11 protein-coding genes are annotated in these 12,063 nt (G+C 70.5%); 8 read left to right on the top strand and 3 right to left on the bottom strand.

Translation table 11 applies throughout. The annotated features are described in order from the left end of the window. Positions 1-434: 434 nt before the first annotated feature. Positions 435-1,418 (bottom strand): DUF5937 family protein, encoded by a 984-nt coding sequence (locus ACIBJH_RS40880; RefSeq protein WP_399122018.1) that lies wholly within the window; start codon positions 1,416-1,418, stop codon positions 435-437. Between the two features lie 86 nt (positions 1,419-1,504). Between ACIBJH_RS40880 and ACIBJH_RS40875 the strand changes: the two genes are divergently transcribed. The 3 genes from ACIBJH_RS40875 (at position 1,505) to ACIBJH_RS40865 (ending at position 3,721) form a co-directional block, all read left to right on the top strand. After that, positions 1,505-2,785, top strand: coding sequence for an MFS transporter (locus ACIBJH_RS40875; protein ID WP_399122017.1), 1,281 nt, complete (start codon positions 1,505-1,507; stop codon positions 2,783-2,785). A 22-nt stretch (positions 2,786-2,807) separates the two neighbouring features. Next, complete coding sequence (locus ACIBJH_RS40870) at positions 2,808-3,317, top strand: MarR family winged helix-turn-helix transcriptional regulator (RefSeq protein ID WP_019073137.1); 510 nt, start codon at positions 2,808-2,810, stop codon at positions 3,315-3,317. Positions 3,318-3,382: 65 nt separating this feature from the next. After that, complete coding sequence (locus tag ACIBJH_RS40865; RefSeq protein ID WP_200715382.1) at positions 3,383-3,721, top strand: DUF3817 domain-containing protein; 339 nt, start codon at positions 3,383-3,385, stop codon at positions 3,719-3,721. Between the two features lie 43 nt (positions 3,722-3,764). Here ACIBJH_RS40865 and ACIBJH_RS40860 read toward each other — a convergent pair whose 3' ends face one another. Then, positions 3,765-4,376, bottom strand: a complete 612-nt coding sequence (locus tag ACIBJH_RS40860; RefSeq protein ID WP_399122016.1) for a hypothetical protein — start codon at positions 4,374-4,376, stop codon at positions 3,765-3,767. Between the two features lie 133 nt (positions 4,377-4,509). Between ACIBJH_RS40860 and ACIBJH_RS40855 the strand changes: the two genes are divergently transcribed. Then, positions 4,510-6,210, top strand: coding sequence for a methylmalonyl-CoA mutase (locus ACIBJH_RS40855; RefSeq protein ID WP_399122015.1), 1,701 nt, complete (start codon positions 4,510-4,512; stop codon positions 6,208-6,210). A gap of 644 nt (positions 6,211-6,854) precedes the next feature. Here ACIBJH_RS40855 and ACIBJH_RS40850 read toward each other — a convergent pair. Further along, positions 6,855-7,496, bottom strand: a complete 642-nt coding sequence (locus tag ACIBJH_RS40850; RefSeq protein ID WP_399122014.1) for a TetR/AcrR family transcriptional regulator — start codon at positions 7,494-7,496, stop codon at positions 6,855-6,857. A gap of 216 nt (positions 7,497-7,712) precedes the next feature. Here ACIBJH_RS40850 and ACIBJH_RS40845 point away from each other — a divergent pair, with 216 nt between their 5' ends. The 4 genes from ACIBJH_RS40845 (at position 7,713) to ACIBJH_RS40830 (ending at position 12,014) form a co-directional block, all read left to right on the top strand. Next, a complete protein-coding gene (locus tag ACIBJH_RS40845; RefSeq protein ID WP_399122012.1) occupies positions 7,713-8,690 on the top strand; it encodes a tetratricopeptide repeat protein in 978 nt (325 codons plus the stop codon). Positions 8,691-9,337: 647 nt separating this feature from the next. Further along, positions 9,338-9,973, top strand: coding sequence for a DUF6230 family protein (locus tag ACIBJH_RS40840; protein WP_399122011.1), 636 nt, complete (start codon positions 9,338-9,340; stop codon positions 9,971-9,973). Positions 9,974-10,090: 117 nt separating this feature from the next. After that, positions 10,091-10,705 carry a DUF6114 domain-containing protein gene (locus ACIBJH_RS40835; RefSeq protein ID WP_399122010.1) on the top strand — a complete coding sequence of 205 codons (615 nt, stop codon included), beginning with the start codon at positions 10,091-10,093 and terminating at the stop codon, positions 10,703-10,705. Then, entirely contained in the window at positions 10,695-12,014 is a 1,320-nt protein-coding gene (locus ACIBJH_RS40830) for a hypothetical protein (RefSeq protein WP_399122009.1), read from the top strand. Before ACIBJH_RS40835 ends, ACIBJH_RS40830 begins: the two co-directional genes overlap by 11 nt. The last annotated feature ends 49 nt before the right edge of the window (positions 12,015-12,063 follow it).

The raw sequence follows: 12,063 nt of genomic DNA, 5'->3' as shown, positions 1-12,063 counted from the left end.
TGCGCCGGGCCGGGCCTGGCCCGGCGTGCCGGTCGGGCGCCGCCCGAGGCCGGTGTGGAATGCCGGTGGTGTTCGTCCGTGGGCCGGGGCGGTGCTGATGGGCTGCTCGGCCGCCGCCCGGAGGCCGGGCGTGGATTTCCGGCGGTGTGGGTTCGTGAACCGGGTCGGGTGGTGGTGGGGCGGTCGGCTGCTGTCCGAGGCCGGTGCGGATTTTCGGCGGGGTCTGTCGGTGCACGGTGTTGCCGTGCCCGGCTGGCGCGGCGGTCGGGCGCCGAGTGAGGCCGGCCGTGGATTTCCGGCGGTGTGGGTTCGTGAACCCGGTCGGATGCCGGTGCGTCGGTCGGCCGATGACTGGAGGCGGCGAGGATTCCCTACATCGTCCGTCGACGCGTGCGTCGGGTGTTGCCGTACCGCGCCCGGCCCCGGTGCGCCGGTCAGCCCCCGCCCGTTGCCAGCGTGCTCCCGAGCGCGGTCCGTTCGTACAGCACCTGGTGGCCGTAGCGGCGCGCCGTGAGCAGGCCCGCGTCGCGCAGGACCGTCAGGTGTGCGGATACCGACGAGGGGGCGAGGCGGAGGCGGTGGGCGAGGGCGGTCGTGGAGGCGGGTTCGGTGAGGGCGGTCAGTACGGTGGCCCGGCCGCGGCCCAGCAGTCGTAGCAGCGCGTCCGGGGTGTGGTCGGCGGGCTCGGTCCACAGGGCGCCGATGCCGCGGGCCGGGTAGGCCAGGGTCGGCTGCCAGGGGGGTTCGAAGGTGCTCACCATGTTCGGCCAGATGAACACGCTCGGCAGCAGGACGAGGCCCTGACCGCCGAGACGGCGCTCGTGCTCGCCCTGGAAGTCCACGGTCAGCGTCCCCGCGTCCCAGGCGCAGTGCCGGCTGATCTCCGGGAGCAGCATGCCCAGCCCGACCTCGGCGAGCCGGCGCGAGTGGAAGGCGATGTCCGCCTCCAGCAGGGCGCGCAGCCGTGGCCAGTCCGGCGCGACCAGGGTCTGCCAGACGGCCTCCAAAGAGTCCGCCAACTCCTCGATCATGCGGGCGGGTTCACGCAGCCAGGCCCGACCGCGCGCGGACTCCAGCGCGCCCGGGGTGTCCGCCAGCGACCTCGCCGTGTCCTCCCGGGCCTCGGCCGGATCGACCGTGCGGACGGCGGCGATCTCCTGCTCGAAGGTCGCCGCGGGACCGATCGGCGGTGGGCACAGCCAGTCGGGGCAGTGCCCGGTCTGCGGCATCAGCAGCCACAGCGGCCCCAGGTCGAGACCGGCCGCCGCCGCACCGGTCCGCCGCAGCCAGTCCGCGTGATACCCGTGCCGCTCCGGCCGCTTCAGCGTGCGTACGACCTCCTGCGTCTCCCAGAGCGGCGACACGGCGAACCGGCACCGGAGGAAGTCGTCCTCCCCGAAATACAGCCGCGACGGCATGTCTCGCCCCCAAAGAACCGGACCGGAAGATTCGCTCCTGTCCGAAACTCTATGGGCGGGAGCCGCCGCCGAGCACGCTGCTCCCCATGCTCCGAACCCCTCCCGCGCCGCCCACCGGCTACCGCCGCGTCCTCGCCGTCCCCGAGTTCCGCTTCGTCTTCGCCGCGCACGCGCTGTCCCTGCTCGGCGTGATCGTCACCGAGATCGCGCTCTCCGTCCTCGTCTACGACCTCACCGGCTCGCCCCTGATGAGCGCGCTCGCGTTCGCGGTCGGGTTCCTGCCGTATCTCGTCGGCGGGACGCTGCTCGCCGGGGTCGCCGACCGCTACCCGGCCCGGCGCGTGCTGGTGGTCTGCGACCTGGTGTGCGCGGGCTGCGTCGCGGCGATGGTGGCGCCGGGCACCGGCATCGCCGTACTGCTGCTGCTCCGCTGCGCCCTCGCCGTCGTCTCGCCGGTGTTCGCGGGCACCCGGATGGCGACGCTCGCCGACATCCTCGGCGACGGCGATCTCTTCGTGCTGGGCCGCTCGCTGCTGCGGATCGTGTCGCAGAGCGCGCTGCTCGTCGGGTACGGGTCGGGCGGTCTGCTGCTCACCGTCGTCTCTCCGCGCCACGCTCTGCTGAGCACCGTGGGCACCTTCCTCTCCTCCGCGGCCCTGCTGCGCCTCGGCACCCGGCGCCGCCCCGCCCGGGCGAGCGGCGGGGGCGCTCTGTTGGCCGACTCCCTCAAGGGTGCCCGGCAGGTCCTCGCCGACCGCCGGGTACGGGCGCTGCTCCTGCTGTTCTGGCTGCCCGCGATGTTCTCCGTCGCCCCTGAGGCGCTCGGCGCCCCCTACGCGGCCGAACTCGGCGCCGGTTCGACCGGGCTCGGGCTGCTGATGTGCGCCCTGCCCGTCGGCACGATCGCCGGCGAGCTGTACGCCGGCTCCCGACTCCGCCCCGCCACCCGCGAACGGATCGCCCTCCCGCTCGCCTGCTGCACCCTCCTGCCCTACCTCGCCTACGCCTCCCGGCCGGGCCTCGCCCTCTCCCTGGTGCTGCTGACGGTCGCGGGCGCCGGGTCCGCGTACACGCTCGGCCTCGACCAGTGGTTCGTCCGGGACGTCCCCGAGGAACTGCGCGGCCGGGCCATGACCCTGCTCACCGCCGGGCTGATGACCATCCAGGGCGTGGGCATGGCCCTGGCCGGTGCGGCCGCCGAGTTCGCCGGGGTGCGCGGGGCGGTGGTGGGGGCCGGGGCGCTCGGCACGGTGTGCTGCGCACTGCTCGCCGTAGAAGCCCGCAGGAGCGCGGAAGGCCGTAGGACCGCAGAAGCCCGGGGGACCGCCGGAGGACCGAAAGGCGAGACGGGGCTGACCACGATGTGACCGGCCGGTAAGGTCTGGTGACGTGCCGAAGCCGCTCAGTCTCCCTTTCGACCCCATCGCCCGCGCCGACGAACACTGGAAGCAGCGCTGGGGAAACGTACCGTCGATGGCCGCCATCACCTCGATCATGCGGGCACAGCAGATCCTGCTCGCCGAGGTCGACGCGGTCGTCAAACCGTACGGACTGACCTTCGCGCGGTACGAGGCGCTGGTGCTGCTCACCTTCTCCAAGGCGGGTGAGCTGCCGATGTCGAAGATCGGCGAGCGGCTCATGGTGCATCCCACGTCGGTCACCAACACCGTGGACCGGCTGGTCAGATCCGGGCTCGTCGACAAGCGCCCCAACCCCAACGACGGCCGCGGCACCCTCGCCTCCATCACCGACAAGGGCCGCGAGGTCTGCGACGCGGCCACCCGCGACCTGATGGAGATGGACTTCGGGCTCAGCGCCTACGACGCGGAGGAGTGCGCGGAGATCTTCGCGATGCTGCGCCCGCTGAGGGTCGCGGCGGCGGACTTCGACGAGGACTGACCGGGCAGAGGACGAGGGCCGACCCGGGGAAAGATCGCCCGGAACCGGTCGTTACGCTCGTCCTCATGAAAAAGAGCGTGCTGACCCGCTACCGCGTCATGGCGTACGTCACGGGTGTCCTGCTGGTCCTGCTGTGCCTCAGCATGATCGCCAAGTACCTCCTCAAGATCGACGGCGCCGGTAGCTTCACCGAGGTCGTCGCCATCGCGCACGGCTGGCTGTACGTCGTCTACCTCCTCTTCGCGTTCGACCTGGGCTCCAAGGCGAAGTGGCCGGTCGGCAAGCAGCTCTGGGTGCTGCTCGCGGGGACCATCCCGACCGCCGCCTTCTTCGTGGAGCGGAAGATCAGCCACGAGCTGGAGTCGAAGATCGTCGAGCCGACTCCGGTCGCCGCGAAGGCGTAGCGGCCGGCTCGCACTCGGCCGAGTGCGGGCCCCTGGGCCGCCGTCAGGGCTCCTCGACCAGGAACCTGACGTTGTCCACCACGAACTCGCCGTACTGGAGAGCCGATCCGACGGCCTCCAGCCGCCCGTACCGGTCCGGGGACAGCGAGGGGTCCGGCGTGGCGCGGAGTATCGCTCTCAGCAGCACCCGGAACGCCAGGTCCGGAGTGCAGCGGCGGGCGCAGTCGACCAGCGCGGCCCGCACCTCGTCCGCCAGGAACCGGGCCGCTTCGATCTCGGCGACGACCGCGTCGAGGCAGGCCTCGCCGTCCTCCGTGTCCGCTCCCGCGAGCGGGCGTACGCCGGTTTCCGTGGACAGCCGCGCGTCGCAGAGGCCGACGACCTCCCGCGTCCACTCGGCCCCGCTGCCGAGGCGCGTATCGAAACTCGGCAGGTACTCAGCCCCGGCGTTCCAGAGCACCTCCAGCGTCTCCGAGGGGAGGTTGCCGAGGGTCCGCGCGTCACGGCGCACCGCCAGGGCCGCCTCGCCGCTCCACCCCGCGAGGTGGGTCGCGACGATCTCGGCGGCCGTGTCCCCGTCGTGGGTTCCGTCCTGGTGGAAGAACCCCATCACCCACGACACACCGAAGTCGAACTCCGTAAAACGTGGCACCACGTCTGGCCTCCCTGGCGTCGGACAGCACGACTGTATGCAGCACCCGGCCTTGCGCTCGTTCCGGATCGGGTGGCCCGATGCCTCCGAGGGGCGATCCTCGACATTTACTAGGACGTCCTAGTAAATTCGAAGCATGGACGCTGACGCCATCGCAGAGGGCCGCCGACGCTGGCAGGCCCGGTTCGACGCCGCACGTAAGCGTGAGGCCGACTTCACCACGCTCTCCGGGGACCCCGTCGAGCCGGTGTACGGTCCACGCCCCGGGGACACGTACGACGGCTTCGAGCGGATCGGGTGGCCCGGTGAGTACCCCTACACGCGCGGGCTGCACGCCACGGGCTACCGGGGGCGGACCTGGACGATCCGGCAGTTCGCCGGGTTCGGGAACGCCGAGCAGACCAACGAGCGCTACAAGAAGATCCTCGCCAACGGCGGCGGAGGCCTCTCCGTGGCCTTCGACATGCCGACCCTGATGGGGCGGGACTCCGACGACCCGCGCTCGCTCGGCGAAGTCGGGCACTGCGGTGTCGCCATCGACTCCGCCGCCGACATGGAGGTCCTGTTCAAGGACATCCCGCTGGGCGATGTGACGACCTCGATGACCATCAGCGGGCCCGCCGTCCCCGTCTTCTGCATGTACCTGGTCGCCGCCGAGCGCCAGGGCGTCGACCCCGCCGTTCTCAACGGCACGCTCCAGACGGACATCTTCAAGGAGTACATCGCCCAGAAGGAGTGGCTCTTCCAGCCCGAGCCGCACCTGCGCCTCATCGGCGACCTCATGGAGTACTGCGCGACCGGCATCCCCGCCTACAAGCCGCTGTCCGTCTCCGGTTACCACATCCGCGAGGCCGGCTCCACGGCCGCGCAGGAGCTGGCGTACACCCTCGCGGACGGCTTCGGGTACGTCGAACTCGGCCTGTCCCGGGGCCTCGACGTGGACGTGTTCGCGCCCGGCCTGTCCTTCTTCTTCGACGCGCACGTCGACTTCTTCGAGGAGATCGCCAAGTTCCGCGCGGCGCGCAGGATTTGGGCCCGCTGGATGCGGGACGTCTACGGCGCGCGGTCCGAGAAGGCGCAGTGGCTGCGCTTCCACACCCAGACCGCCGGCGTCTCGCTGACCGCGCAGCAGCCGTACAACAACGTCGTCCGTACGGCAGTCGAGGCCCTCGCGGCGGTGCTCGGCGGGACCAACTCGCTGCACACCAACGCCCTGGACGAGACCCTCGCGCTGCCCAGCGAGCAGGCCGCGGAGATCGCGCTGCGCACGCAGCAGGTGCTGATGGAGGAGACCGGGGTCGCCAACGTGGCGGATCCGCTGGGCGGTTCGTGGTACGTCGAGCAGCTCACCGACCGGATCGAGGCGGACGCCGAGAAGATCTTCGAGCAGATCAGGGAGCGCGGGCTGCGGGCGCATCCGGACGGGCAGCACCCGATCGGGCCGATCACCTCCGGGATCCTGCGCGGGATCGAGGACGGCTGGTTCACCGGCGAGATCGCCGAGGCCGCGTTCCAGTACCAGCGGTCCGTGGAGAAGGGCGACAAGCGGGTCGTGGGCGTCAATGTGCACCACGGGTCGGTCACCGGGGACCTGGAGATCCTGCGGGTCAGCCACGAGGTGGAGCGGGAGCAGGTCCGGGAGTTGGGGTCGCGAAAGGGAGCGCGGGACGAGGCGGCCGTAGCGGCTGCTCTGGACGCGATGCTCGCCGCCGCGCGGGACGGGTCGAACATGATCGGACCGATGCTGGACGCGGCCCGGGCCGAGGCGACGCTGGGCGAGATCTGCGGGGTGCTGCGGGAGGAGTGGGGCGTCTACACCGAGCCCGCCGGGTTCTAGGGCACCAGGGCCTGTCCGGCGGATCCTGTGGCAGAGGCGGGCGGGGCGTCGGTCGTGTTCCCCAACTGCCTTGGGGGCGTGGGGATCCCGTCGCGTGGCCCGCGGTGACGGGTGTTGTTCTCCCGCGGCTCGATTAGCCGGGCCGGCGCTGGCGCGGAGGTGTCTGAGCCCTGCTGAGTGAGGTCAGGTGCAGCGGTCCTGTGGGCTTCTGGGGCACCAGGGCCTGTCCGGCGGATCCTGTGGCAGAGGCGGGCGGGGCGTCGGTCGTGTTCCCCAACTGCCTTGGGGGCGTGGGGATCCCGTCGCGTGGCCCGCGGTGACGGGTGTTGTTCTCCCGCGGCTCGATTAGCCGGGCCGGCGCTGGCGCGGAGGTGTCTGAGCCGCGCTGAGTGAGGTCAGGCCCAGTAGCCCTGCCCTGCCGGCTTCTGGGGCACCAGGGCCTGTGCGGCCGGTCCTGTCGCAGACGACAGCTGCTGGGCAGGTGTCGATGTTCTCCCGCGGCCCGGTCCGCCGGGTCGTGTCCGCGCAGTCCTGCCTGCCCTGCGACGCCCGGCACTTCCCCAGCCTTCGGCCGGGGCCCCCGGAGCGGGTACCGGCCGCCGTGGAGCCCGCCCTCCGGGCGGGTCGGGACTTCGGGACACGGACTAGCGCGGAGGCGCCTGAGCCCCGCTGAGTGAGGTCAGGCCCAGCAGGAGGACCTGGGTGAAGCTGTGGACCCAGTCCTCGTCGGCCGGTTCCGCGCTGACCAGGGTGCGGTGGACGACCGCGCCGGCGACCACGTCGAAGATCAGGTCGGCGGTGCGGGCGGCCTCCAAGGGGTCTGATTCGGGGGGCAGTTCGCCGCGGGCCTGGGCGCGGGCCCTGCCCTCGACGACCAGGCATTTCTGGCGGTCGACGATCGATTCGCGGATGCGTTCGCGCAGGGCGTCGTCGCGGACGGACTCGGCGACCACCGCCATCAGTCCGCTCTTGGCCTCCGGGCGGGCCAGGATCGCCGCGAACTGGAGGACGACGCCCTCGATGTCGGCGGCCAGGGTGCCGCGGTCGGGGAGTTCCAGTTCGTCGAAGAGTTCGGCGACGGCGTCGACGACGAGTTCGTTCTTGCCCGCCCAGCGGCGGTAGAGGGTGGTTTTCGCAACCCCGGCGCGGGTCGCCACGTCTCCCAACGTGAGCTTGGACCAGCCGAGTTCGACCAGGGCCTCCCGGGTGGCCGCGAGGATCGCGGTGTCCGCGGTGGTGCTGCGGGGGCGGCCCGCGGCGCGTGGGACGGGAGTGCGGCTCTGCATCCCTCGACCATAACCGGCGGTTCCTGTGGTGCAGTGAGGGAGATCACGGGGTATCCCTTTCCGCGAGGCACCCGGCACGATTACGCTACGACCCGTAGCGAAACCATGGGCGTGGGGTGGGGACCCGACGCCGTACAGCACTTGGCGAACAGCACTGACCGGACCGGCTTTCACAACGCTTTTCATTCACACGCGCGGACGGGGGAGGATAGACGCATGCAGCCACGGAACATGTCCATGAGCGGAGTCGTCGACCTCGCCGCGGTGAAGGCGGCCCAGGAGGCCAAGGCCAAGGCGGAGCAGGCGCGCGCCGAATCCGCCAGGCAGGGCGGTGGCGGAGCCGTCTCGCCGGCCGACCTTGTGATCGACGTAGATGAGGCGGGCTTCGAGAGCGAGGTCCTGCAGCGGTCCACCGAGGTCCCGGTCGTCATCGACTTCTGGGCCGAGTGGTGCGAGCCGTGCAAGCAGCTGAGCCCGATCCTGGAGCGGCTCGCCCTCGACTACGACGGACGCTTCGTCCTCGCCAAGATCGACGTCGACGCCAATCAGATGCTGATGCAGCAGTTCGGGGTGCAGGGCATCCCGGCCGTCTTCGCGGTGGTCGCCGGGCAGGCGCTGCCGCTCTTCCAGGGGGCCGCCACCGAGCCGCAGATCCGCCAGACCCTGGACCAGTTGATCCAGGTCGCCGAGCAGCGCTTCGGTCTCACCGGGCTGACCGTCGACCCGGACGCCGTGCCGGGCGACCGCCCCGAGGCCGTCTCCGAGATGCCGGCGGGACCCTACGACGGGCTGCTGGAGGCCGCTGTACGGGCCCTGGACGCGGGGGACTTCGGCGGGGCCGTACAGGCCTACAGGAACGTGCTGAGCGACGACCCGGCCAACTCGGAGGCCAAGCTCGGGCTCGCGCAGGCCGAGTTGCTGCAGCGGGTGTCGACGCTCGACCCGCAGCAGGTGCGGACGGAGGCCGCCGAGAAGCCGGGTGACGTGCCGGCGCAGATCGCCGCCGCGGACCTGGATCTGGTGGGCGGTCATGTCGAGGACGCGTTCGGGCGGTTGATCGAGACCGTGCGGCGCACGGTGGGTGACGACCGGGACACCGTACGGGTGCGGTTGCTGGAGCTGTTCGAGGTCGTCGGAGGCGACGACCCGAGGGTGACGGCGGCCCGGCGGGCACTGGCGCGGGCGCTGTTCTGAGCGGGGTGCGAGGCCGGTTCTGACCAGTCGGTAAACCTCGGGAACGGTGTTGCCGGTGTGAAAGATTTGCCGACGGAGTGTCACTGCGACCGCGCTTTACCAAATCTTGGTAATCGCGGTCGCTGTTACTTGGAGTAAGCCGAAGCCGTTGTTCTGTCGGATTCCGTCCGAAGATCAACGGTTTTGTCCTGGCCCACGATGACACCCAGCGTCGTCGGCCGATACCGGCGGGTCGTTGTTCGGTTATCCGGTCGTTACTACCCAGTAACGAAGCCCCTTGTGCGGGCGGCGAGAATGCACCACGATCGGCGACGCTCGGTCCGTTTCCGTACCCCGACAGCCGGTCGGGTCGACGGGGTCTCCTGGGTCCCCACCGAGTAGAGCCGGAAACAATGGAGTCGGCTCTTGGGCAGGGGGGTCTTCGCCGCGAGGCGGAGCCTGTCCAGCAAGGTTGTGCGTGATGTGCGTCAGGCGCGACCAGTGGTTGTCGCTCGGGGGTGATCGCCGGTGATCGGTGCGCGGGTTCGCGCCTCCGGGTACAGGCGCTCCCCTTCCCGAGGACGTAGCACTTCTCCCATCCCTGCCCGGCTGAGCCGCCATCTGGGGGCAGTCAGGGCCAGGAGATGTACGTCCGAGAAGGAGGAAATATGGAGTCCCAGGTGCGTGGCGGGACGAGATGGAAGCGCTTCGCTGTGGTCATGGTGCCCAGCGTCGCCGCTACGGCGTGTATAGGTGTCGCCCTCGCGCAGGGCGCCCTTGCCGCGTCGTTCAGTGTTTCCGGCCAGTCGTTCAAGGTGACGGCCGATCAGCTCGACGGCACGGGCTTCACGCAGTACGGAGCCCTGGACTCGGGCTACAACCTGGACGGCAGCAAGACGGCTCACCCCGTCGCCGTCTCGGCGTTCAAGTCCGCTTCGATCACCAACATGTGCCAGTCGGTGGTCACCCCGAACATCCCGATCTTCGGATCGGTCAGCCTCATGCTGAAGGCGGGCGGCGACGGTACGCCGGTCCAGGCCGAGAACCTGTACATCGACGTCCAGGACCTCAACGCCGACGCGGTGTTCCACAACATCGACATCGGTGTGGCCGCCGGCAGCGCGACCAAGGGTCCGGGCATGAAGGGCGGCAGCGAGGCTGCCAACCCGTACGGCTTCGCGCAGCAGGCCGAGTCGGCCACGCTGACCCACGTGCAGCAGACGGCGTGGGCCACCACTGCCGGAACCTTCAAGCTCAGCGGGCTGAAGATGTCGGTCTCGGCCGGCACCCACGAGTGCTACTAGGCACTTGACGGCGGGCGGGGGAGCCGGTGGCGCCCCCGCCCGTCCACCTTCCACCAGCGCCTTCACACGAGGTGCAACTCTCCACCACAGCAACGCCGTACCAGGGAGCTGTTTTCCATGAGCGCCGAGACTCCTGCCGCACCCGGTCAGTTCACCCGCCGGAGGCTGCAGTTCCGCGCCTGGCGTGGCACAAGGCCGTTCTGGGCCGGTCTGTACGTCATGCTCGGCGGACTCCCGATCGCCTACTTCCCGTACGCGCATCTCCAGATCGGGCATCTGACGCTGGCGATGGCCACCACGGCGGGCGCCGGGTCCCTGATCATCGGCGTGCTGCTCGTCGTCCTGGGCTTCAGCCTCTGGTTCCAGAAGCACGTGCGCACCTTCGCGGGTGTCGCGGCGATTCTGCTGGCGCTGGTGTCCATCCCCGTGTCCAACCTCGGTGGCTTCCTCATCGGCTTCCTCTTCGCCATGGTCGGCGGAGCGCTGGCCGTGTCGTGGGCGCCGGGCGCACCGCCTCAGCCGCAGGCGGTACAGGACGACACGCAGGGAGAGGGCGGCGCGCCCGCAGCCGCACCGTACGAGGCCGCGCCCCACGAGTCGTCGGCGTACTACGAAGCCGCGCCTCAGGAGCCGACGCCGCACGAGTCCGCCGACGCCGCGGACGAGCCCAAGGATCTGTCAGGAACGAGCCCGGTGAGCAACGGGGCGAACGGGAGGCACAGTGCCGGCTGACGAGGTGACCCACGGGACTGACGTGGACGCGTCCCGTGTGAGAACCGGGCCGCGGCACGCGGCGCCCAAGAAGCCGTTGCTCACCAGGCTCCACATGCCCGCCGGCAAGGCGATAGCCACGGTGGCGATGCCGACCGCCGTGATCGTGGGGCTGGGTTTCACGTCCTCGCTCGCCCTCGCCGAAAACGGTTCGACGACCTCGCCGTCGTCGAAGAGCCTGACGGCCGACGAGTACAAGGACTGCGTCGCGGCCCTCGCCAAGTCGACGGCGGGCGCCTCGGCCACGCCGTCCGCGAGCGAGTCCTCGGACTCGTCCAAGGACGAGACGACACCGTCGGCCACGGCGACGGACTCCGCCACGAAGGACTCGGGCAAGACCTCTTCGTCGGATTCAGGTTCCGACGACAAGTCCACGCCCACGCCGACCGCTTCGGCCTCGGCGAGCAAGTCGAGCGAGTCCGGCACCACGTCGTCCGGCTCCACCGCCACCGCGACGCCCTCGGCGACCGCGAGCAGCGAAGGTCTGCTGGACACCATCGGCGACGCGATCACCGGCATCCTCACCGGCGGTTCGTCGAGTTCGGACTCCACGGCGACCGCCACGCCGACGCCGACCGCGTCCGCCTCGGCGAGCGCCACGAAGGACACGTCCACGGACGACTCCTCCAGCGCGTCCGACACCGTCAAGGAGACGACGAAGAAGGCCGCCGACACGGTCGACGACACCGTGAAGGACACGACCGACACGGCGACGAAGGCGGCCGAGGACACGGCCACGCCCACCGCCACCGCCTCTGACACGGCGAGCCCGTCCGCGAGCGCGAGCACCGACACCTCGGACTGCCCGGTCGCCACGGACGACCTGAGCGGCGTCGACAACAAGGTGCTGCTGCCCGACGATCCCTGGTACCTGAACGCGAGTTCGCTGCTGCTCAAGGGCGCCGACTACAAGGGCATCGTCGAGGTGAAGACGGCCAGCGGCAAGGTCAAGAAGGTCCTGAAGTACGTCATCTCCGGTGGCACCGACATCGGCGACCTGCACCAGACGGTGGACGACAAGCAGTCCGGCAAGACGTACCACGTGCAGGCGGCCTCCGGCTCGACCTCCACGATCCGCGACGGCGACACCGTGATGTACACGGAGTCCATCTCGGGCAACCTGTTCGGACTGATCCCGATCACGTTCGACCCGGACAACCCGCCGCCGCTGAACATCCCGCTGATCTACTTCACCAACGTGAAGGTGGTCCAGGCCGGCCAGTTCGGCGGCACGCTGACCGTCCCCGGTCTGCACAGCTATCAGAACTGAGCCCGTCCACAAGCCCGTTCGGGAGCCGCGAAGGAGCAGTGCCCCGCCG

Source organism: Streptomyces sp. NPDC050548 (assembly GCF_044457385.1).
Taxonomy (GTDB): domain Bacteria; phylum Actinomycetota; class Actinomycetes; order Streptomycetales; family Streptomycetaceae; genus Streptomyces.
Note: the sequence above shows the minus strand (reverse complement) of the source record. Positions and strands in the feature narration are given on the sequence as shown.